Raw genomic sequence first — 21195 nt, 5'->3', positions numbered from 1 at the left:
AAAAAAGTTTATCATGATAAGAGAGCTTCGTTCGTGTCCGGACGTGTGAGGAGGTAGCCTATGTTTTCCTTTATGAAGAATTTACTGGGTAAGGATCAACAGGATCTGAAAAAAGACATTCAAGAAGAGTCTGCTATCGATGTCGCTGAGTTGAAAAACACCGAGGTCGAAGTGGAAAGCAATGAGCAACAGGAAGAGTCTGTAGGTGGAGTTGAAAAAATTCGTACGGAATTGTCTCTAAGCCCGATTTGGGAGGCCGAGCTGGATTCCGAGAAAAAGTATACGCTTCGCTTTTTGCAAGAAGAATTGCCAGAAATGCGTAAAGGCATGATCAGCGTAACGGGATTCAGTATGATTCCCCAGCCAAACGGGATGACGGTAGCGATGTTCTTCCGTAACTCCACAAATAAGCCAGTGCGGATTAAAAACGTTGGGTTAGCGATTTATCTTGATGATAACGCGTTTGCACGGATCAGGGTGGATTTGTCAGATATGGGGGCAATTCCTCCGCATACCAGCCGTCCATGGGAGGTATTGTTCCCGGAAGAGAGCTATCTGCATGATAATTTCACCTTTAACCGCTGGAAAGTGGTAATGAAGGCTGGTAGAAATTCGCATGTATGGCCTCGTAATCTGGAGATCGATCCTGAAATGGAAAAGCGCATGACTGATCGCCAAAAAGATCGTCTGGAAGCGTTGACGCAGTCTTTGCCAGTGATTCCGATTAATACGGTACAGGTTACTGGTTTTGACATCGGAATGACAAAGGAAGGACACCTGGTAGCAGCGATGCTCTTCCGCAATGGGATGGCCCATGATTATCGTCCAGATGAAATCAAGCTGACGATTGCTGATGCAAATGGTGATCTGGTAGCATCAGGTGTACTGGACGCAAGCAGCATTAATGTGAAGCCGGGTTACAGCCGTCCGTGGATGATTGTATTCCCGCCAAATTTAGTGAAAAAGCCTGATGCCGACCTGAAAAGATGGACACTTGACGTAGAATAGAGCGCAATGCTTTTGAGGTGTGGGAAAGAGGAGGTTGACTTATGAGTTGGTTATTGGAAAATTGGTTTGGTTCCAAGGAGAGCTTGGAGCAAGTACGCGAAGATATTCATGAGAATCTTCATAGAGAGTTTTATTTGGGTGTATCCGGATTAGAGAATCCACAACAATCTGCGAACCGTGTGGAATCCAAGGAATTGTTTTTGGTGTTGAACGGTCCGTGGGATGATCAATTGGACGAAGCGGAGCATGAGCTCTTGCAATACGCACATGATGAAATGCCTCCGGTTGTTCGCAATGAAGTAGGTATCATTCCTTTCTTCACACAGGTTACCAATGATGGATACTTGGTTCTTACCTACGTTCGCAATGCGACTGACCGCAGCATTTTGCTGCAAAAGCTTCCGTTGTCTTTGGTGACGGAGGATGGAGAGGAAGTCGCGAGAAAGACTTTTGATCTGATCACATCTGGTCCAGTGATGGAAATGTCCAGCCGTCCGATGGAATTCATGTTCCGCTGGGATGAGTTCGACCGTATTCCTGAAAAAGAGGTTCCTCTGAAGCTGGCCTATATCAAACCGAAAAAGCACGAAGTAGAAGAGAATCAAAACTTTAATTTGGGTCTGAGTGCAGATGAGTCCAAGCAATACATGCAGCAGGCAGCAGAGAAGGCTCCGATTGTAGAGGGCGAAGTAGATTTGCAAGTCCTCGACATCAAGCCAGGTGAAGATAACGGGCTGAAAGTCATCGTAGCTTTCCGTAACGGTCTGGCAAAACGTCTGGAGTTTACTGAAGTGCCGATTATCGTTCATGATAAGGATGGCGATACCGTAGCACGTGTACACTTTACCCTGGAAAACATGAAGGTAGAAGCAAATAGCCATCGTATATGGGCATTTGATATTCCGTTCTCTTCCATCAAAAAGGAAGAGGTAAATCTGGCGGAACTGACTGCTTTTATTCCGAAAGCTCAGCAAAGAAAAAAAGAAAAAGCTCAGGTAGCACCTGAAGTGGAAGACAATAAAGGTTTGTTACAGTAAGGAGAAAACCCTTTTTGCCCATGGTGAAAAGGGTTTTGTACTGTTATAACGTTCCAAATATTGGCTAATCAGGGTTGCATGTCTCCCTTTTCATCCGCTATGCTAGGACGAGAAGATAAATACCTGAATTCCTTTTAGACTGCTCATTTTGCAGGGGAGAGAAGGAAGGACTGTTTTACATGAAAAAATCAGTGAACATGTCAGTAGCGACTGTGATAAGTGTCGCGCTATTAATGGCAAACAACCAAACAATCTATGCTGCAGCACCACCAGCATCGAATGACTACTATTTAAGTAACCAGCTTCATTTAAGTCAGATTAGAGCTCATCAAGCTTGGTCAGTCGTAAATAGTAATGAGCAGATTATCATCGCGGTGCTGGACTCCGGTGCGGACTATAAGCATCCTGATTTGAAGGACAATCTTCTGCCGGGTGTGAATTTGGTCAATCCCGGAAGATCTGCCCAGGATGATAATGGACATGGAACAGAAGTAACGGGTGTACTGGCTGCTAGCGGGAATAATAGCATTGGTGTATCCGGTGTTTTGTGGAATGCCAAGATATTGCCGATTAAAGTTTTGGCTAAAAATGGAGATACTACGGTGCAGACTCTTGCGAAGGGTATCAATACTGCCTTGGATCGTGGTGCCAAAGTCATTGTGATGTCTCTCAGCAGTATGTCCTACTCCAAGGAACTGGCGAATGCTGTGCAACGAGCTGAAAGAAGCGGAGCTGTTCTGATTGCAGCAAGTGGCAATGAGAGTAGCCGTGTGGCTTATCCGGCAGCTTATCCCACGGTAGTAGCGGTAGGAGCTGTAAGGAGTAACAATGAAGTGCTGTATCAAAGCAATACGGGACCCGAGCTTAACCTGGTAGCGCCCGGTTTCAATGTTTATACGACTAAGCTTGGTGGGAAATACGGTTCTTTTAGTGGTACTTCAGCTGCGGCACCACAAGTAGCGGGTGCAGCGGCGCTCATACTAGCTCGTCACCCAAAACTAAGTCCATTTGATGTAAGACAATTGCTTTATCAGACGGCTACAGACTTAGGGGAAAAGGGATGGGACCGGAAAACGGGCTACGGGTTGTTAAATGTCGACAAGGCAGTTCGAACGGCCTTATCCTATGACTTTTTAGAGCCGAATAATCAGACGTATTCAGCCAAAGCGTTCCCGATCGAGTCACAGATACGTGGAAATTTGGGGCCGAAAGACACGATAGACTGGCTGAAGATGGACATCCCTTACGATGGTAAGGTTAGCTTCACAGCGACAGTGACTTCCGGTATTTCTTCAGCGATGGCTGCTACCTTTTACCCAGAGAATCGTCCGCCGATTGTGCAGTACTTCGGGAATGGGGATACGATAACTGTTCCGGTCAAGGCGGGAAAAATGAATATCCGGTTAATGCGTAACGGAGGGGTCAACAACTCTTTTACCTATGTGCTCACGAGTAAGTTTACCATCAATCCAGACCGTAACGAACCAAACGATACACAAGAAACCGCAAGGCCGCTCGTAGGTAACCAAATCAGTGTAACAGGCAATTTTCACGATGAAGGGGATCAGGATTGGTTCTCCTACTATGTTCGTGAATACGGGCATTTGGATGTCTCCGTTAGTCCTGATAACAAGCGTGTCGATCTAATGCTGAGTATCGGTAAACAAGAGCTCGGCAAAAAGATGGTTGTCTGGGACCCTACCTACGATAATGGAACGAAAGACAATCCGACAGAACGCGTCCAAAAAGAAGTGTCACCAGGCAAATATTACATCCGTGTGAGTGAGTACAATCGCAATGCGGTGAATGGCGAATATCAGCTGGATCTTGGATACACGCCGGTAAAAAAAGATTTTAATGAGCCGAATGACACCTATCAAAAAGCGTCTCCGTTAAGCGGTGGGACAGTGATGTCAGGCACGATACCGACAGCTTCTGATTCCGACTGGTTCCAATTTACTGTGAATAGTGAATCGTATGTGACGTTCCGAGCGCCGTACATTCCTGTCGATAGCGGCTTTCGTTTCGCGCTCTACAGCGATCGAAACATGAACTATGCGATTGCTTCGACGAATGAGGTAGCGGAGCTGTCTAATCGAGGAAGCGATATTTTCGGTTTGCGTTTGCAGCCAGGAAAATATTATGTTCGCCTTAATAGTGGTACTTCTTTCAAATATGAATCGTACCGGCTCACGGTGACGCAGCAGAAATTGATAGCGGGCTATCGCGATATTTCGGACCACTGGGCGCGCTCAGAGATCGTCAGACTTAGCGCTCGCGATATTGTAAATGGATTTAATGATGCGTCGTTCAAGCCGAATCAGGCAGTAACCCGTGCGGAGTTTGCGACGATGCTGCTTAAATCGATGCGTGCGACCGGTTCTAAGGTAGCGACTACCTACACAGGAAAAACGACCTTCCGGGATATGCCGAAGCGGCACTGGGCGTATCACAACCTAGGTGTAGCTTATCAATTGGGAATATTGAAAGGGTACCCGAAGAATGAAATGAAGCCAGATCAGCCGATATCGCGTGCGGAGATGGCGGTAATGATCGCGCGTGCACGTGATGTATTGATGTATAACCGTGGTACCTCGAATTATCAGGATGTGCCAACGAGTCATTGGGCTTCTCCTGCCATTGAGGCTTTGACATCTAGAAAATGGCTTAGTGGATACGGTTCCTCCTTTAAACCGAATGGAAGGGCAACTCGCGCCGAGGTAGTGGTGGTACTTTCCAAAGCCTATCAATTATAAGTAAAATTTTTCCTATTGACATCTCTGAAAAAAACAATTATTCTATTATCCGTAATGGATACTCTTATCCAGAGCAGGCGGAGGGACTGGCCCTATGAAGCCCGGCAACCGATCTTGAGCGGTGCTAACCAGCAGAACGGACATCTGTTCTGGCCGATAAGAGGATGAAGGAAGCAAAAAACGCTCAAACCTTTTCCTCCTAAAAATGGAAAAGGTTTTTTATTTGCGTTTACGTAGATAAAATCCTAACTCGGCTACCACACTATTTGTATGAGGTCAAAGGAGGTATTTTCTCATGGCTTTGCAAAAAGGTCGTCGTCTGTTTACATCCGAATCTGTAACTGAAGGACATCCGGATAAAATTTGTGACCAAATTTCCGACTCCATCTTGGATGCGATCCTGTCCAAAGATCCAAACGCTCGCGTAGCTTGCGAAACTTCCGTAACTACTGGTTTGGTTCTCGTAGCAGGTGAAATCACTACGAACACTTATGTGGATATCCAAAAGCTCGTTCGTGAAACCATTCGTGAAATCGGTTATGACCGTGCGAAATTTGGTTTTGACGCTGACACTTGCGGTGTTATTACTGCAATTGGCGAGCAGTCCGCTGACATTGCACTTGGTGTAGACCAAGCATTGGAAGCGCGCGAAGGCAAAATGACTGACGCGGAGATCGAAGCGATTGGTGCTGGTGACCAAGGTTTGATGTTTGGTTTTGCTTGCAATGAAACACCTGAGCTGATGCCACTTCCGATCAGCATGTCCCACCAATTGGCTCGTCGTCTGACTGAAGTACGTAAAAACGGAACACTTGCTTACCTCCGTCCTGACGGAAAAACACAAGTAACTGTTGAGTACGATGGCGACAAACCAGTTCGTATCGATACAATCGTTATTTCCACTCAACATGCTCCTGAAACAACTTTGGAGCAAATCAAGCAAGATCTGGTTGAACACGTAATCAAACCAGTTGTTCCAGCTGAACTGTTGGACGCTGAAACCAAATACTTCATCAACCCAACTGGCCGTTTCGTAATTGGCGGACCACAAGGGGATGCTGGCTTGACTGGCCGCAAAATCATCGTAGATACTTACGGCGGTTATGCTCGTCATGGCGGCGGTGCGTTCTCCGGTAAAGATCCAACAAAAGTGGACCGTTCCGGAGCTTACGCAGCTCGTTATGTAGCGAAAAACATCGTGGCTGCTGGCCTCGCAGACAAATGCGAAGTACAAGTTGCTTACGCAATTGGTGTAGCACAACCAGTTTCCATCGCAGTAGATACATTCGGTACAGGTACTATTTCCGAAGAAGATCTGGTGAAATTGGTTCGCAAGCACTTCGATCTGCGTCCTGCTGGTATCATCAAGCAGCTCGACCTGCGTCGTCCTATCTACAAACAAACAGCTGCATATGGCCACTTCGGACGCAATGACCTGAATGTTCCTTGGGAGCAAACAGACAAAGCAGAAGTTCTGAAGCAAGAGGCTGCTCAACTGTAAATTACTGAATGACATAAAAAGAGCCTGGTATTGCTACTGGGCTCTTTTTTATGTCAAGAGCAAAGTCATCCAATTATTGGGTCAATTGTTGCACAGGAATTTGTATGACTGTGTCGAATCTCCTAGTGAGGAGTAGAGGAGGGGTTTTTTTGCCGAACAGAAGGCTCTTCCTGATCGTGTTTCTTACTTTTTTGTTTTTTGCAGTGGCTATTGGGTTGTTAGGCGAATCTTTTCTGGAAAAAAAGAATAAACAAGAAGTGCAACCTTTTCCCCAAGTGGATACGTCTATAAGCATAAGTGAGACAAAAAATGCTGAGCCAAACGTCACACCAATTGAAGAAGCAGTGGTTCAAACGAAAAAGTGGTATAACAATCAGGTTGTGGTTTTGACGTACCATCATGTTACGGATCAATCGAATCAGCGGTATGTCATAGCTCCTGATCAATTTGCCCGACACATGAAATTTTTGCATGATAACGACCTGAATCCGATTTCGTTGGAGGAGTTCCTGCGATTTATGGAGACGGGTACCTTGCCGACTGAGAATGCTGTATTGATTACGTTTGACGATGGGTATGAGAGTTACTACAAAGAAGCATTTCCGATCTTACGTACATACGGCTACCCTTCAGTGAACTTCGCGATTGCGGGGCGCTTAAGAGATGTAGCTGACCGAAAACGGGAGAATATGACGCCACCACTTACGCGTCAACAAGTTAACGAAATGATTTATTCGGGACTGGTTACAATCGGTTCCCACACGTACAGTCTGCATGAAGAGGAAGAACGAAATGAATGGGGCGATTTAGGCCCAGAAACAGCTCCGGTCTATCTCAAAGACTTGCATCGTTTAGAGGACGAGAAAGAGTACAGGGACCGCCTCTATGTGGATTTCAGTATATCTCGCGTCAGCTTAAGCGAATGGATGAACAAAGAGATCGAAGTCATCTCGTTGCCGTTTGGCTTCACAAGTCCAATCGTACTGGAGACAGCTCGTCAAGCTGGCTACCGCTATGTATTTACATCCAATCGTGGATTCGTCAAACAAGGAACAGATCCGTTTGCCATTCCGCGCAATGACATGGGACTGCGAGATGTAGAAGAAGAGCACCTCCAACAGTTGTTCACGAAGGCTAAAAATGAGTTTGAAGGAGAGCAATCATGAACAAAGCGATAGACATCAGCGTGCTGGACGGGGTGATCAAGAGAACGATTGAAACCGTAGAAACGAGTAAAACCCAAATATTTGATATAGCTGAAAACGCCAGACAGCATGGCAATTCATTGAAGTTTGATTTACATGAACTTCGACAAGAGATTTCCAAAGTGATTCAAAAAGTCGATGCGCTTGAACTTGCGTATCGCAAATCGCGCAACAAGCTCGTCTTGGTCAGTCGTAATTTTCATATGTACACGGAGGAAGACATTCGGGTTGCGTATGAAGAGGCCAGCCGTATTCAGGTAGAACTGTCCATTTACCGCGAGCGGGAAAACAACTTGAAGCGCAGAAGAAATGATTTGGAGCGCCAACTGCGTACCTTGGAAGAAACTATCGTCCGTGCAGAAAAGCTGGTTTCTCAAATGGGTGTCGTGCTTGGTTACTTGACGGGTGACTTAAGCAAGATAGGCGAGGCGCTGGAATCGGCTAAGCAGCATCAGCTGATGGGCCTAAAGGTAATCCAGGCTCAGGAAGAAGAGCGCAAGCGTGTCGCGCGCGAGATTCACGACGGCCCAGCTCAATCGATGGCGAATGTCGTGCTGCGTTCGGAAATTGTAGAACGCATGTTGAAGAACGAGCGCATTTTGGAAGCGCAAATGGAACTGCACGAGCTGAAAGAAATGGTACGCTTGAGCTTGGCGGATGTTCGACGTATTATTTTTGATTTGCGTCCAATGGCATTAGATGACTTAGGGCTAGTACCTACCTTGCAAAAATATATTCAAACGTGCGAAGAGCGTATTCAGTCTTCCATTGATCTGGTAGTATTTGGTGTGGAGCCTCCTTTGCGCAGTTCAGTAAAGGCTGCGATCTTCCGTTTGGTTCAGGAATGTCTGAACAATGTGGAGAAGCATGCAGGCGCTACGACCGTACAGGTGAAGCTGGAATTTGTACAAGATTCGTTAAGTCTTGTTGTCAAAGACGATGGGGTCGGATTCGATCTGGAAAAACGCATGGCGAATGGCAACTCTTTTGGACTCTTGGGAATGCGTGAGCGTGTACAGCTCTTAGAAGGCAGTGTCGAGCTGCAATCCGCTCCGGGAGAGGGAACCAAGGTTATATTCCAAATACCGATAAAATTGTGACGTGATACGTAAATAAGTACTGGGGGATGAACCATGGATAAGAGACAGCAAGAACTCCGCATCGTAATTGTGGATGACCATCAATTATTCCGCGAGGGCGTAAAGCGAATATTGGAAATGGAAGAAGATTTCAAGGTCGTCGGGGAAGGTGCGGACGGAGGAGAAGCCACAGTATTGGCGGAAGAGCACAAGCCGGATGTCTTGTTGATGGATATTAACATGCCGAACATAAATGGCGTTTCTGCTGCAGAAAATGTGATTTCAGTAAGCCCTTCTACTCGTGTGATTATGCTCTCGATTCATGATGATGAGGGATATGTGTATCGTACACTCCGCTCTGGAGCGTCTGGATACTTGCTGAAGGAAATGGGAACGTCAGACCTCGTTGACGCTGTGCGTGTAGTGGCGAGTGGTGGTGCATACATACATCCGAAGGTGACGGGCAAGCTGATTGAAGAATTCCGACGTCTGAGCGAGCAGGAAGGGACGGCAGAGCGTAGCTTCTCCGTAGATGAATCGCAAGCCATCGATCCAAAAGTGATCGAATCACTTACCCGTCGCGAGCGGGAAGTATTGCAGCTGATGGCAGAAGGGAAAAGCAATCGTGCCATTGGGGAATTCTTGTTTATTAGTGAAAAGACGGTTAAAAATCACGTTAGCAGCATTTTGCAAAAGCTTAATGTTCAAGACCGGACACAAGCTGTTGTCATCTCCATTAAAAACGGCTGGGTGAAATTGTAGGAAGCGCTTCCTATTTGCACTCTGTTCAAGCCATGCGGCATACCTTGATATAGGAGGAGGTATGACCGTGATGGAAGAGCTGATTGTATGGCTTTTGGCAGCATTTGGCTGCTCCTCTTTGTTGGTAATGATCGCGGAGCGCTGGACCAATCGGACAGATAGCGCGAGCGAGCTCCCGCATGAGCATTATCGGTTGCTGGTGCGCAATTCGGAACAGGTGCTGGAACGTGTAGTGCGGAGTCTGCTGTTTCGCTCGTATTGGAGTGGCAGACCGATCCGAATTACCTTGATAGATGATGGATCTGACGATGATACGAAACAGATGACAGCCGTCTTGAATCGTTATCCGTACGGTTATTGCTTGGGAGACGTACAGGAGGAGATTGCGGCTGGAACCATCGTCATTGATCTGCGGGAGAATAAAGAGGGAGCATAAAAGGTTACTGAGCGTAAATATTACGAGCTGTCGACAATAGATCGGCAGCTTTTTTATTTTTCTACGACCTGATTTTGGTTGTGAAATTTATTTGCTGGACCAGTCTGTCTTTTTGCACACTAAGAGCAAGGGCGGAGGAGTGAGCGTATGCGTGAGTATTTGCTGTATATCAAAGCTTGCGGCGGATCAATACCACAGGTGCAGACTTATATTACGCCGAGCTTTTCTGTAGATCGTTCTTTTTGGCAGGAGAGAGAAGGCTGTGTCCTGCATGTCATCGGGAAGACGTCATCGCTTGCCCTGGCTTTTTCCTTGCGTGCAAAGGTGAACGGGTATGTGATGGATCAAGTCGGTAAAGGGCGGGCGCTGACGGATGGATATGTAAAAGAGTTGAGAGCGCTGGCGGTAAGTAGCGTGTGCGAAGCGAGCAGCTTATATGGACGGGAAGTAATGAGTGTACAGGACCGCCGAAAGCATGGGTGGTTTTCTTGGGAACCGGTTGAGGAGAGTGTGGAAGTTCCGTATCAAGGTGGCAAAGAATCGGAGAAATTGCCGGGTACTCGGGTGGGCTATTCAGGTGGTCGCGAACTTCTTGGAAGGAGCTCATCGCACGAGAATTCACAAGAAGCTGTTTTGTGCGAGATTTTGGACGGGCGTGCGCTCCTTTGGGAGGAAGTGGAGGCCTTGCTGAATAAGCGAGGGGTGGACGTGCATGATTTGTCAGCCATTTTGCATTCATTCGTGCTTGCAAACAAAGCGGAGTGGCGACCTGGCATTCGTTTTTCGGTCACAAAAGGATGGTGGCGCAATAGGCTGGAGTTGGTCTGTGAACGCTGTGGAAGTGCAGGAGCGAAGGTGGAGCTTACGTATTGTCATACGTGTGAGCAAGGCTGCGCTTATTGCACAGCTTGTTTAGGGATGGGCAGGAGTAAGTGTTGCACGCCGTATTTTTTAATGGATGTAGGGGCATCCCTTATCCGTAGCGCAGAACACTTGGAAAACGTGGCGAGATTGGAGTGGGCGGGAAAGTATTCGGCAGATCAATCGCGGGCAGCTGAGCGAGCGCGTTGCTTTGTAGCCAATCCGAGACCAGGGCTATCGGAGTATTTGATTTGGGCAGTTTGTGGAGCGGGCAAAACAGAATTGTTATTCCCGTCTGTTACAGAGGCACTTGCTGCTGGCGGTCGCGTTCTGATTGCGACACCTCGAAAAGACGTCGTGTTGGAGCTGGCTCCGCGTATTAAGCGAGTCTTTCCAGGGGCTAAAGTGATTGCCGTCCACGGTTCGAGCTCGGAAAAGTGGGAGGAGAGTGACATCACGATTGCGACTACGCATCAAGTTATGCGCTACCATCGGCGTTTTTTGCTGGTGGTTCTCGACGAGGCCGACGCGTTCCCTTATCATAATGATCCTATTTTGTATCGCGCTCTATCCAGAGCAGTGAAAAAGAATGGGAAGCTCCTCTATTTAAGCGCGACTCCTCCGGGATATTTACAAAAGCGGCTCGTTAGAAAAGGGCGCTCAAACTTAGGCTCGTCTGGCGCGATTCCGCTATTCTCTGATACGCATGTTCTGTTGCCTGGGCGCTATCATGGAGCTGCGCTTCCTGTGCCCAAGATTCTCACGGTACAAGGCTTACATAAGCGCGTTCAGACGAATCGAATCGTGGCGCCACTAATAGACACGGTGAACAATTCCTTGAATGAAGAACGGCAAGTATTTGTTTTTGTCCCTCGCGTCGATGAAATTGACAGGGTGCTATCATACCTTCAAAAGTGGCTTCCTGCTCACGCAGGGGAGATGGCAGGAGTCCACGCGGCAGACCCTATGCGGGAGGAGAAAGTACTCGCATTTCGAGAAAAACGGTATACCGTCATGGTGACGACAACGATTCTGGAGCGGGGCGTGACCATACCGAAAAGTGACGTAGTAGTGGTAGGTGCGGAGGCACCCGTTTTTGACGAGGCGTCATTGGTTCAGATAGCAGGGCGAGTAGGACGATCCGTTGATGATACGTCGGGTAGCGTTCTATTTTTGCAAGCAGAACGATCTACTTCTCCAAAGCGGGCTGTCAGACAGATTTCGCAGATGAACTGCTTGGCTCAAAAGCTCACAGAACAAAGAGGTCTTTCATGACCAGTGGGATGTGTGTCCGTTGTGGTGGGCTTATCGTAGCATTCCAAAAGGAGTCGGTCGCTCGAGAAAAAGCGCGACAGCTATCGGATCAGGCGGGCTATCCGGTCATCTATCGCATGGTAAAAGGGATTGTGTTGTGTGGAGTTTGCCTTGATGCTTTGCCATTGATTGGGCATGATATATGCCAACGGTGCGGGCGAGATAGGGAGCTGCAGGCTGGCATCAATAACGTAGGGTTATGCAGGGATTGTGTTCATGGAAAAGATAGTGAGAATTTGGTGGCAAATCGGAGTTTGCTTCGCTATGAAAAGGGAGAGAGGGATTTGCTCGGATTGTTTAAATATCGCGGTGACGAACGGCTGGCTTCATACTACGGTACGCTTCTCGCCATTACCGTTCAGCGTTATTACAGGTGTATGGGGTTTACCTGTATTACCACGGTTCCCCTACATCCGCAACGATTGTGGGAACGCGGATTCAATCAAGTTGACTTGCTGGCTCGCCATTTAGGAGCAGCAATCAAAATTCCTGTCAAACCGTTGCTTCTCCGAACGAAGGACACCCCGAAGCTGAGCAAGCAAAAAGGGCGTGCAGCACGTCACGAAAACATGCGTGAAGCTTTTGTGTGGGATGGCCAAGATATGCCCTCTGCTTCTAAAATCCTGCTCCTTGACGATATTTATACGACTGGTTCGACGCTTCGTTCGTGCGCGCGGACAATCAGAGAACATTTGGGGTCAAGCTGTGAAATATATTCCTTGACAATATACCGATAGCCAGTTTTGAAAAATTAAGCTATGATGTAGGCATACAACGGATGTGGAACCGTATGAACTTTCTGAACGGAAAAGGGGTTGTCCGATATGTCTATGGGCAAGTTGGCAAACTGCTCGCGGTGTGATGCTGTATTTGTACAAGCAGTCCGTGACATTTGCCCCAAATGCTATAAAGAAGTTGAACAAGAATATGAGGCATGCGCCCAGTTTTTGCGCAAGCGCGAAAATCGCGGATCGAATATTCACCAGGTAAGCGAAGCCACTGGCGTGAGCGTGAAGCAAATCACGAAGTTTATCAAAGAAGGGCGCATTTCGGTTGCTGGAAGTCCCAACCTTGGCTATCCATGTGAGCGCTGCGGTTTTTTGATTCGAGCGGGCAACATTTGCGAATCTTGTCTAAAAGGCTTGAAGCATGAAATCACGCAACAAATCGAGGTAGAGCAACGATTGGAGGAATTCCAACGCGCCGATCTGGCTCAGGCAGCTTATCGAAGAAAGCAGAATAGTGACGAATAGTTTTGTTCAAAAAAACTAATCGTACATGATGAATTTGCCGATGATACTACTAAGAGGTGTCATCGGTTTTTTCTATGAAAAGACCGTTGGTATGAGAGGATGGTAATCAGATGCGGATTAATGAACCTAACCGTGTCGGGATGATCAATGCTTACAACAAAACAGGCAACAACCAGGTAGGCAAAAGCGGCAAAATCCCGATGGGCAAGGATGAAGTAAACATTTCCACTGAAGCGCTGGAAATGCAAAAGCAAGTAGAAGATGTCAACTCTCCGCAACGTCGGGAAAAAGTGGAGCAGTTGAAGAAGCAAGTGGAGGAAGGAAAATATCACGTCTCAAGTGAGCGGATCGCTGATAAGCTCCTGTCCTTTTGGAAAAAGCTGTAACACAGATCTGAAGAGGGCTTTTTGAACGGCCTCTTTGAATAGTTTTCGATGGAAGATGAGGAGAAGCAAGGAATGAATAGACTCTACGATCTGCTCGACAACTTGATCCAGTTGCACAAAGCCTTGTACACCTTAGCTACGCACAAGAAAGAAGTGCTGGTAAAAGGGAATGTGGATGAACTGGTAGCCATAACACGCCAGGAGCAAAAACTGATCAAGGGTGTCACAGAAGCTGAAGCAGCCCGCCAGCAAGTCGTAAAAGAACTGACAGCACAGAAGGGCTTTGCGCTGCAAGAAGGCACACTGGCTGAATTGATCAAGTTGACGACCAGTGCGGAAGAGAAGATGCGACTCACCTCCTGTCGTAATGAGCTAAGCCGGATTGTGACTGAACTGCGCGATGCTAACGACTTGAATCAGCAGTTACTGGAGCAATCCCTTTCTTTTGTCAACATGACGCTCGACCTGATCACGGATACGCCCGAGGACGACTACATCTACGGAAGGCCGACCTCGGATACGTATCGTCAGGCTAATCGAACTTTTTTCAACAAAAAAGCGTAAAGAGGTGTCGAAATGCGCTCTACTTTTCATGGAATTGAAGTCAGCAAACGCGGCTTGTTCGCTCAACAATCCGCGCTAAATACAACGGGACATAATATCTCCAATGCGAATACGGAAGGTTACAGCCGCCAGCGTGTGAATATGCAGGCTACGACGGGCTTGCCTTATGTAGGGATGCAAGCGAGTATCGAGCCAGGATTGCTCGGGACAGGGGTTCAAGCTACTAGCATTCAGCGTCTGCGGGAAGAGTTTTTGGATATTCAGTACCGGAATGAGCATAAGCGTCAAGGGTATTGGGATGGTCGTTTGGAAACGTTGGAGAAATTGGAAGGCATCATGAACGAGCCGTCTGACACTGGTTTGCAAAAGGTTATGGACCAAATGTGGCAAGCATGGCAGGACTTGGCCAAGGACCCTACTGATACATCAGCTCGTGCGGTTGTTCGGGAACGAAGCAAGGCAGTAGCGGATACGTTTAATACGCTGACCAATCATATTAAGGAAGTACAAACTGATCTCAATAACGTGGTCAATGTAAAGGCGATGGAGATCAATTCCTTGGGCCAACAGATTGCTAACTTGAACAATCAGATTGCAAACGTTGTACCGCATGGCTATCAGCCAAACGATCTCTATGACCAACGTGACGTGCTTTTGGACAAGCTCTCCAAGCTGGTGGAGGTCCGTACAACTCAATCAACGGCTGGTATGGTTAACGTGACCATTGAAGGTCGTGAGTTTGTTACTGGAATTACATCGCAGCCGGTAGCTACTGTACAGAATCCAGCTACGGGCCTGAGTGACATGACGTTGGGCGGAGCGGCGTTTGTGCCGACAACCGGCTATATGGCAGGAACGTTCCAATCTCGTGACCAGATCGTTCCGAATATGCTGAAACGCTTGGATGTTTTGGCGGTGAATCTGACGAAGGAAATCAACGATCTGCATCGGGCAGGACGAAGCTTGAGTGATATTAACAATGGCACTGTACAGGATCTTCCGTTCTTTGTGGATGCGAATTCACTGGCTGCTAATCCAGCTACAAAAGATTATCCGAAAGGTGCATCCAGCCTCGCTATTAACCCAGAGATCATGAAGAGCTTAGATGCGATCGCGGCGGCACAAGAAGAAGCAGGTAGCACTCCTGTAGGGAATAACAAGAGCGCTCTCGCCATTGCTTCGATTAAGTTCAAGGTATTGACTGCGGGTACGGGTCCGAATGACTTGGCAGAAAGCTCAACGTTGGATAACTACTACCGTTATACGATCAGTCAATTGGGTGTCGATGCCCAGGAAGCAAAGCGTAATCAATTGAACTCCGAAATGCTCGTTGGCACTGTTGACAACCAGCGACAATCTGTATCAGGTGTTTCTATCGATGATGAGATGGCAGAAATGGTGAAGTATCAACATGCATACAGCGCATCTGCACGTGTCATGACAAGCATGGACGAAGTTTTGGATAAAGTCATCAATGGCATGGGCCGGGTTGGTCTCTAATTAGGAGGGTATAGATTATGGCGGTACGCGTAACGCAGAACATGCTGAATAGTAATATGCTACGGAATTTGCACAATTCCATGCGTAACATGGATAAGCTGCAGGATCAATTAGCATCTGGCCAGAAGATTGCAAAACCTTCTGATGATCCTGTTGTAGCAGCACGTGGTATGTTTTATCGGTCATCGCTGATGGAGAATGAACAATATACACGTAATGTGGATGAGGCAAAATCTTGGTTAGATATGACCGATAGTACGATGGACGAAGTTGGGAACGTTATGAAGCGGATCAAAGAGCTTTTAATCTATTCTGGCGATGGAGCTATATCGCCAGAGGATTTAAAAACAATGGCTTCAGAGGTTCAGGAATTGAAGAACCACTTGGGAACACTTGCTAACCAACAAATAAATGGAAAGTATATTTTTGCAGGTACTGATACAAACAAAGCTCCGTATGATGCAGCAGCAAATGGTGGGAAAGGAGATTTTGTTAATACCAACAGTTCGCTGATAAATCTAGAGGTAAGTCAAAATGTCTTTGTGACCTCAAACGTAAACGCGCAGAACATATTTAATTTTCCTGATAACGCAAACAATATGTTTAAGTTGTTGGATAACATCATTACTGAACTTAGTAATGGAAGAAGCGCCGCACAATTTCAGCAAAAAGCAGACCAACAATTTGATAAACTTCTTGCGGAACGCGCATCGCTTGGTGCAAATGTAAATCGGGTTGAATTAATTGCCGAAAGATTGAAGACGCAAGAAGTAAGTATTTCTGATTTAATGTCAAGAAATGAAGATGCCAACATGGCAGAAGTAATGACGGATTTAAAAACGCAAGAAAGTGTTCATTCAGCGGCGCTAGGATCGGGAGCACGCATTATTCAGCCAACATTGCTAGACTTCCTTCGCTAGGAATTGTAAAGGGGGAAGCTAAATGCAGATTCAGCAAATTCGGATGGAGAGTACCTTTGCCCGGATAGGTCTAGATATCAAGAAACCTATTCAGGAAATAAAGCAGCCAAAGGCAGAGATGAACCTACGTCAAGAAGCGGCTAGTATCTCGATTGAGCAGGGAAGAACGGAGTTACAAATTGATTCTAGTCAGGCTAGAGCCAACATTGGGATCATGACGCCCATGCAGTTTAGTGATAGTAATGCATCTTACGGGCGACAAGAGTGGTTACAGGCGATTGCGGAGAAGAGTCAAGAGGGCGACCGTTTAATGAAGATTCACACGAGAGAAAATGCCATCGCTAACATTGGAAGAGAGAAAGGGCTGCGTGCTTTGGAGGGTGGGTATACCCCTCCAGCGGCATCTTTAGATGAGGGAGTCGACGTAAGCATCCAGGCAAAACCTGCAGTTATTAACGTAAAGCGTAACGGCATGAGTATGCATCCAGTGTTGAGTCCTCCAGAGCTTTCCTATACACCAGGTAAAGTGGAACCGTATATGATACAATATAATAGTCTCAAAATAGATGTGGTGGGTAGTCAACTGGATAGAACAATGTAAGTGAGGGGGAGAATATGAACACGAGTCAAAAAGTGGAATTGGGCAAGTTGTTTTTTGAAGATGGGATCCCTGGATTTTCTCATTTGCAGTTTTTCCAGTTGATGCAGGAAGAGGAGAGCCCGTTCTTTTTAATTCAGTCTACAGAAGAAAAGGATGTTGGGTTTTGGGTAGTAGATCCATTTGTGTTCTTTCCTTCCTATGAATTTTCGCTATCATCTGTAACAAAAGAAGCTTTAAGAATAAATGAAGCGTCTCCGGTGGCTGTTTTCTCAATCGTAACGATACGAGAAAATAACCAGACGACGGTAAATTTAAAAGCTCCAATTGTAGTCAATCTATCGAATCGGATGGGTAGGCAGGTTATTTTACAGGAAGATTCATATTCTATCCGTCAGCAGTTGATCGAGCAACCAGCTACGGAAAACAAGTAGGTGGTGTTTACATGTTGGTCCTTTCTCGAAAGAAAAATGAATCAATCATGATCGGTGACACCATCGAAATTAAAATTATTTCTGTGGATGGCGATCAGGTACGTATTGGGATAGAAGCGCCTCGAAATTTGGACGTCTATCGCAAAGAAATATTTGATGCTATTCAGGAAGAAAATCGTCTTGCTACCAAGAGTCAAAATGATTGGTCTGCCCTAAAACAACTACTCCAAACTAAGTTAGAATTAAAAGATGGTCAATAGATCCATCTTTTTTATTTTTTGTAGAAAAAAATAAAATAAGTACTAAAAACCTGAAAGTTATAATCCGATAATAGAATTGTAGGGACAAAGTCGCAAATCGCGCGATTGTGACGCGTCTCAAATTTATGGAACAGCTACAGGGACGTGGCTGTCAACAACTCAAGGAGGAAAAACCATGATTATCAATCACAATATTTCCGCAATGAATACACACCGTCAATTGGGTGTAAACACTGGCAGCTTGGCGAAAAACGTTGAGAAACTGTCTTCCGGCTACCGCATCAACCGTGCAGCTGACGATGCAGCAGGTCTCTCCATCTCCGAGCGTATGCGTGCACAAATCCGTGGTATGGAGCAAGCTTCCCGCAACTCCCAAGACGGTATCTCCTTGATTCAAGTAGCGGAGGGTGCTCTGCAAACAGTAAATAACATGCTTGTTCGTATAAAAGAACTGGCTACTCAATCTGCGAACGGTACTTATGACAGCACTAACGACCGTGCGCGTATGCAAGAAGAATTGGATGAACTGGCAAATGAAGTATCAAACATTAAAGACAATACAAAATTCAACGGTATTGATTTGCTTAAAGGCGGTACAGACATCGACTTGCAGATCGGTCAAGAAAGCACTCAAAAGCTGACTTTGAAAGTGGATAGCTTCAAGTTGACTGATGTAGACACTGCAGTTAATGCCTATAAAGTTGATACCCAAGCAAACGCATTGACTACATTGGGTGATGTAGAAGCTCAAATTAATAAAGTCAGTGCAGCGCGCTCTTATCTCGGTGCAAACCAAAACCGTTTGGAAAACACCATTAACAACCTGAACATCACTTCTGAAAACCTGACAGCTGCTGAATCCCGTATCCGTGACGTAGATATGGCGAAAGAGCAAATGGCTTTCACAAAGAACAACATCTTGACTCAAGCTTCTCAAGCAATGCTTGCTCAAGCGAACCAACTGCCACAAGGCGTTCTGCAATTGCTTCGCTAAGTAGCTAACATATTGTCATAATTCCTGATCAGCTACAGGGACGTGGCTGTAAACAACTCAAGGAGGAAAAAACATGATTATCAACCACAATATTTCCGCAATGAATACACATCGCCAATTGGGTGTAAACACAGGCAGCCTGGCGAAAAACGTAGAGAAACTGTCTTCCGGCTACCGTATCAACCGTGCAGCTGACGATGCAGCAGGTCTCTCTATCTCCGAGCGTATGCGTGCACAAATCCGTGGTATGGAGCAAGCTTCCCGCAACTCCCAAGACGGTATCTCCTTGATTCAAGTAGCGGAGGGTGCTCTGCAAACAGTAAATAACATGCTTGTTCGTGTAAAAGAACTGGCTACTCAATCTGCGAACGGTACTTATGACAGCACTAACGACCGTGCGCGTATGCAAGAAGAATTGGATGAACTGGCAAATGAAGTATCAAATATTAAAGACAATACAAAATTCAACGGTATTGATTTGCTTAAAGGCGGTACAGACATCGACTTGCAGATCGGTCAAGAAAGCACTCAAAAGCTGACTTTGAAAGTGGATAGCTTCAAGTTGACTGATGTAGACACTGCAGTTAATGCCTATAAAGTTGATACCCAAGCAAACGCATTGACTACATTGGCTGATGTAGAAGCTCAAATTAATAAAGTGAGTGCAGCGCGCTCTTATCTCGGTGCAAACCAAAACCGTTTGGAAAACACCATTAACAACCTGAACATCACTTCTGAAAACCTGACAGCTGCTGAATCCCGTATCCGTGACGTAGATATGGCGAAAGAGCAAATGGCTTTCACAAAGAACAACATCTTGACTCAAGCTTCCCAAGCAATGCTTGCTCAAGCGAACCAACTGCCACAAGGAGTTCTGCAATTGCTCCGTTAATAACTTCAAAGTACTTTCCATTACAAAGCTGTCGAATTCATTCGACAGCTTTCTTTGTATGTTAGAGAAAACCAAATAAGAATAAAAAAAGTCTCATCACATAGTACAGTCAGTGAGAGACTTAATGGTTGCTATTATTAATTGGAAGTAAGGGCTAATTTTTTATTAGAATGGCCAAGTGTGCAAGAGAACCTAGTTCTTTCTCGCGCAAATTTTTAGATATTTTATATAGGTAGATAGGAGTGTGTTCAATTGCTCTGGCAAAAGAATAGATTAGTTTAACGACATGATCTACAGTGAAGTTTTCTTTGTAATGGCTTGTCATACCGATTAGATGAAGCTTGATCATTGAAAAATGTAGCACGAGCCGAGAGAACTCATCAAATAAATTTTGGCCAGTAGTTTGGAACGGAAAAAGATTTTTGTACACATAGTTTACAAGATAATGTTCCAGTAAATACTCATGCTTCGTAATGAATGGCAGGTAGTATGATTCAGAAGCATGCTTATATTTTTGAATGAGTTCTTCATTATTAGAATCTTCCTCAGTAAACGAAAGGCCATCTAAAGTATCTTGAACACACTCAAGATAAGATTGGCTATTAACTCCTAATAGCACACGCATGTCCATCATATATTTAACGAGTTTAAATTGTATCTCATAAGAGGTTGGTATGGCTTGTATTGTTTCTTTTAAAGTTTCATTTTTTACAATAGTCTTATATGATTCAATGAATTGAGGAAGTTGTACAAGCTCATTCTGATCAATTAAGGTTTGAACCTTTTCATAGAATGTTCCTAGAAGTAATAAGCGCTCAGGGATAGAGTAATCTCTATTTTGTAGTATCTCTATGCTAAAAATACGTAAATTCCAAAAGTAATATTGTGGTAGATTAGCATTTTCTATTTCTAGCGTTTTTCCTACAATGGTCTTAGAATCTAGTTCAAGTTCTATTTCGTCAAATTGCATAACCTCTGGATTCAGCAAAGCATGCCTCGCTGCTTCTGGGCACGAAAGTGTAGCAGATTGTTCTAAAGATCCGTTAATCATATTAAGAGTCCGAGGATAGGTTGAGCAAACACTAGATAAATAGTTTTCCCCTAAATTCAATTGAAAAGAACATAATTTTTCAGTATTTAAAAAAGGGCATGCGTTTTTATTATCCATTTTAATTTTAGCATAGTTAAGATCACTTGACTCATTTCGTAAGCGCGTTATGTGATCGTTAATGATCGGGACGAATTCTTTGTCCCGTATATTCTTATAACGTTTATAAGTTTTTTTATCAATAACAACTGTCCAGCCTTGACAGCATGTGTCTTCACAGAACGAACCAATACACTGAAAGTTTTTCATATATTGGGGTACAAGGGCTTGGTGCATTTTCTTGCTCATGTTATCTCTCCTCGCCTAAAAAAGGATATATAGTTTTAT

General features: G+C 45.5%; 21 protein-coding genes and 1 riboswitch. Of the genes, 20 read left to right on the top strand and 1 reads right to left on the bottom strand.

Annotation, left to right across the window (positions count from 1 at the left end; genetic code table 11):
* Nucleotides 1–60 precede the first annotated feature (60 nt).
* The 20 genes from C7R91_RS07155 to C7R91_RS07060 all read left to right on the top strand — a co-directional run bounded on the left by C7R91_RS07155 (nt 61) and on the right by C7R91_RS07060 (nt 19760).
* Nucleotides 61–1008 carry an SLAP domain-containing protein gene (locus C7R91_RS07155; protein ID WP_047069770.1) on the top strand — a complete coding sequence of 316 codons (948 nt, stop codon included), beginning with the start codon at nt 61–63 and terminating at the stop codon, nt 1006–1008.
* Between the two features lie 41 nt (nt 1009–1049).
* Nucleotides 1050–2045, top strand: coding sequence for an SLAP domain-containing protein (locus C7R91_RS07150; protein WP_047069769.1), 996 nt, complete (start codon nt 1050–1052; stop codon nt 2043–2045).
* 179 nt (nt 2046–2224) lie between these two features.
* Nucleotides 2225–4801 (top strand): S8 family peptidase, encoded by a 2577-nt coding sequence (locus C7R91_RS07145; RefSeq protein ID WP_047069768.1) that lies wholly within the window; start codon nt 2225–2227, stop codon nt 4799–4801.
* A 61-nt stretch (nt 4802–4862) separates the two neighbouring features.
* A riboswitch (SAM riboswitch) is annotated at nt 4863–4964 on the top strand.
* Between the two features lie 132 nt (nt 4965–5096).
* Nucleotides 5097–6302 carry a methionine adenosyltransferase gene (gene metK, locus C7R91_RS07140; protein ID WP_047069767.1) on the top strand — a complete coding sequence of 402 codons (1206 nt, stop codon included), beginning with the start codon at nt 5097–5099 and terminating at the stop codon, nt 6300–6302.
* A 149-nt stretch (nt 6303–6451) separates the two neighbouring features.
* Nucleotides 6452–7468, top strand: a complete 1017-nt coding sequence (locus C7R91_RS07135) for a polysaccharide deacetylase family protein (RefSeq protein ID WP_047069766.1) — start codon at nt 6452–6454, stop codon at nt 7466–7468.
* Nucleotides 7465–8607, top strand: coding sequence for a sensor histidine kinase (locus C7R91_RS07130; RefSeq protein ID WP_047069765.1), 1143 nt, complete (start codon nt 7465–7467; stop codon nt 8605–8607). The genes C7R91_RS07135 and C7R91_RS07130 overlap by 4 nt, the downstream gene beginning before the upstream one ends.
* A gap of 33 nt (nt 8608–8640) precedes the next feature.
* Nucleotides 8641–9348, top strand: a complete 708-nt coding sequence (locus C7R91_RS07125; protein ID WP_047069764.1) for a response regulator — start codon at nt 8641–8643, stop codon at nt 9346–9348.
* Nucleotides 9349–9418: 70 nt separating this feature from the next.
* Nucleotides 9419–9784 carry a glycosyltransferase family 2 protein gene (locus tag C7R91_RS07120; RefSeq protein ID WP_047069763.1) on the top strand — a complete coding sequence of 122 codons (366 nt, stop codon included), beginning with the start codon at nt 9419–9421 and terminating at the stop codon, nt 9782–9784.
* A gap of 147 nt (nt 9785–9931) precedes the next feature.
* Complete coding sequence (locus tag C7R91_RS07115; RefSeq protein WP_047069762.1) at nt 9932–11920, top strand: ATP-dependent helicase ComFA; 1989 nt, start codon at nt 9932–9934, stop codon at nt 11918–11920.
* Nucleotides 11917–12696: a ComF family protein gene (locus tag C7R91_RS07110; protein WP_047069761.1), complete on the top strand. Its 780-nt coding sequence runs from the start codon at nt 11917–11919 to the stop codon at nt 12694–12696. The genes C7R91_RS07115 and C7R91_RS07110 overlap by 4 nt, the downstream gene beginning before the upstream one ends.
* Nucleotides 12697–12783: 87 nt before the next feature.
* Nucleotides 12784–13212 (top strand): TIGR03826 family flagellar region protein, encoded by a 429-nt coding sequence (locus C7R91_RS07105; RefSeq protein WP_047069760.1) that lies wholly within the window; start codon nt 12784–12786, stop codon nt 13210–13212.
* A 110-nt stretch (nt 13213–13322) separates the two neighbouring features.
* Nucleotides 13323–13598 carry a flagellar biosynthesis anti-sigma factor FlgM gene (gene flgM, locus C7R91_RS07100; RefSeq protein WP_016742371.1) on the top strand — a complete coding sequence of 92 codons (276 nt, stop codon included), beginning with the start codon at nt 13323–13325 and terminating at the stop codon, nt 13596–13598.
* Between the two features lie 72 nt (nt 13599–13670).
* A complete protein-coding gene (locus tag C7R91_RS07095; protein ID WP_047070324.1) occupies nt 13671–14162 on the top strand; it encodes a flagellar protein FlgN in 492 nt (163 codons plus the stop codon).
* A gap of 12 nt (nt 14163–14174) precedes the next feature.
* Nucleotides 14175–15662, top strand: coding sequence for a flagellar hook-associated protein FlgK (gene flgK / locus C7R91_RS07090; RefSeq protein WP_047069759.1), 1488 nt, complete (start codon nt 14175–14177; stop codon nt 15660–15662).
* 17 nt (nt 15663–15679) lie between these two features.
* Complete coding sequence (gene flgL, locus C7R91_RS07085; RefSeq protein ID WP_047069758.1) at nt 15680–16582, top strand: flagellar hook-associated protein FlgL; 903 nt, start codon at nt 15680–15682, stop codon at nt 16580–16582.
* 22 nt (nt 16583–16604) lie between these two features.
* Nucleotides 16605–17183, top strand: a complete 579-nt coding sequence (locus C7R91_RS07080) for a DUF6470 family protein (RefSeq protein ID WP_047069757.1) — start codon at nt 16605–16607, stop codon at nt 17181–17183.
* Between the two features lie 14 nt (nt 17184–17197).
* On the top strand, nt 17198–17614 hold the full coding sequence (gene fliW, locus C7R91_RS07075; protein WP_047069756.1) for a flagellar assembly protein FliW: 417 nt from the start codon (nt 17198–17200) through the stop codon (nt 17612–17614).
* Nucleotides 17615–17625: 11 nt separating this feature from the next.
* Nucleotides 17626–17874: a carbon storage regulator CsrA gene (csrA, locus tag C7R91_RS07070; protein WP_047069755.1), complete on the top strand. Its 249-nt coding sequence runs from the start codon at nt 17626–17628 to the stop codon at nt 17872–17874.
* Nucleotides 17875–18049: 175 nt separating this feature from the next.
* Nucleotides 18050–18868, top strand: coding sequence for a flagellin N-terminal helical domain-containing protein (locus C7R91_RS07065; RefSeq protein WP_106786178.1), 819 nt, complete (start codon nt 18050–18052; stop codon nt 18866–18868).
* Between the two features lie 73 nt (nt 18869–18941).
* On the top strand, nt 18942–19760 hold the full coding sequence (locus C7R91_RS07060; protein ID WP_106786177.1) for a flagellin N-terminal helical domain-containing protein: 819 nt from the start codon (nt 18942–18944) through the stop codon (nt 19758–19760).
* 154 nt (nt 19761–19914) lie between these two features.
* On the opposite strand, the gene fliB is transcribed toward C7R91_RS07060, so the two are convergent.
* A complete protein-coding gene (gene fliB / locus C7R91_RS07055; protein WP_047069753.1) occupies nt 19915–21156 on the bottom strand; it encodes a flagellin lysine-N-methylase in 1242 nt (413 codons plus the stop codon).
* Nucleotides 21157–21195: the final 39 nt, after the last annotated feature.

Origin of the sequence: Brevibacillus formosus, from assembly GCF_003013405.1 — a bacterium.
In the GTDB taxonomy this organism is placed as follows: domain Bacteria; phylum Bacillota; class Bacilli; order Brevibacillales; family Brevibacillaceae; genus Brevibacillus; species Brevibacillus formosus.
The sequence above is the reverse complement of the archived record's forward strand: the minus strand, read 5'-3'. Positions and strand labels throughout refer to the sequence as shown.

Bases quoted from the DNA above. Each gene is read 5' to 3' on its own strand.
- C7R91_RS07155 (WP_047069770.1), top strand. From the start codon at position 61: ATGTTTTCCTTTATGAAGAATTTACTGGGTAAGGATCAACAGGATCTG.
- C7R91_RS07150 (WP_047069769.1), top strand. From the start codon at position 1,050: ATGAGTTGGTTATTGGAAAATTGGTTTGGTTCCAAGGAGAGCTTGGAG.
- C7R91_RS07145 (WP_047069768.1), top strand. From the start codon at position 2,225: ATGAAAAAATCAGTGAACATGTCAGTAGCGACTGTGATAAGTGTCGCG.
- metK (WP_047069767.1), top strand. From the start codon at position 5,097: ATGGCTTTGCAAAAAGGTCGTCGTCTGTTTACATCCGAATCTGTAACT.
- C7R91_RS07130 (WP_047069765.1), top strand. From the start codon at position 7,465: ATGAACAAAGCGATAGACATCAGCGTGCTGGACGGGGTGATCAAGAGA.
- C7R91_RS07125 (WP_047069764.1), top strand. From the start codon at position 8,641: ATGGATAAGAGACAGCAAGAACTCCGCATCGTAATTGTGGATGACCAT.
- C7R91_RS07120 (WP_047069763.1), top strand. From the start codon at position 9,419: ATGGAAGAGCTGATTGTATGGCTTTTGGCAGCATTTGGCTGCTCCTCT.
- C7R91_RS07115 (WP_047069762.1), top strand. From the start codon at position 9,932: ATGCGTGAGTATTTGCTGTATATCAAAGCTTGCGGCGGATCAATACCA.
- C7R91_RS07110 (WP_047069761.1), top strand. From the start codon at position 11,917: ATGACCAGTGGGATGTGTGTCCGTTGTGGTGGGCTTATCGTAGCATTC.
- C7R91_RS07105 (WP_047069760.1), top strand. From the start codon at position 12,784: ATGTCTATGGGCAAGTTGGCAAACTGCTCGCGGTGTGATGCTGTATTT.
- flgM (WP_016742371.1), top strand. From the start codon at position 13,323: ATGCGGATTAATGAACCTAACCGTGTCGGGATGATCAATGCTTACAAC.
- C7R91_RS07095 (WP_047070324.1), top strand. From the start codon at position 13,671: ATGAATAGACTCTACGATCTGCTCGACAACTTGATCCAGTTGCACAAA.
- flgK (WP_047069759.1), top strand. From the start codon at position 14,175: ATGCGCTCTACTTTTCATGGAATTGAAGTCAGCAAACGCGGCTTGTTC.
- flgL (WP_047069758.1), top strand. From the start codon at position 15,680: ATGGCGGTACGCGTAACGCAGAACATGCTGAATAGTAATATGCTACGG.
- C7R91_RS07080 (WP_047069757.1), top strand. From the start codon at position 16,605: ATGCAGATTCAGCAAATTCGGATGGAGAGTACCTTTGCCCGGATAGGT.
- fliW (WP_047069756.1), top strand. From the start codon at position 17,198: ATGAACACGAGTCAAAAAGTGGAATTGGGCAAGTTGTTTTTTGAAGAT.
- csrA (WP_047069755.1), top strand. From the start codon at position 17,626: ATGTTGGTCCTTTCTCGAAAGAAAAATGAATCAATCATGATCGGTGAC.
- C7R91_RS07065 (WP_106786178.1), top strand. From the start codon at position 18,050: ATGATTATCAATCACAATATTTCCGCAATGAATACACACCGTCAATTG.
- C7R91_RS07060 (WP_106786177.1), top strand. From the start codon at position 18,942: ATGATTATCAACCACAATATTTCCGCAATGAATACACATCGCCAATTG.
- fliB (WP_047069753.1), bottom strand. From the start codon at position 21,156: ATGAGCAAGAAAATGCACCAAGCCCTTGTACCCCAATATATGAAAAAC.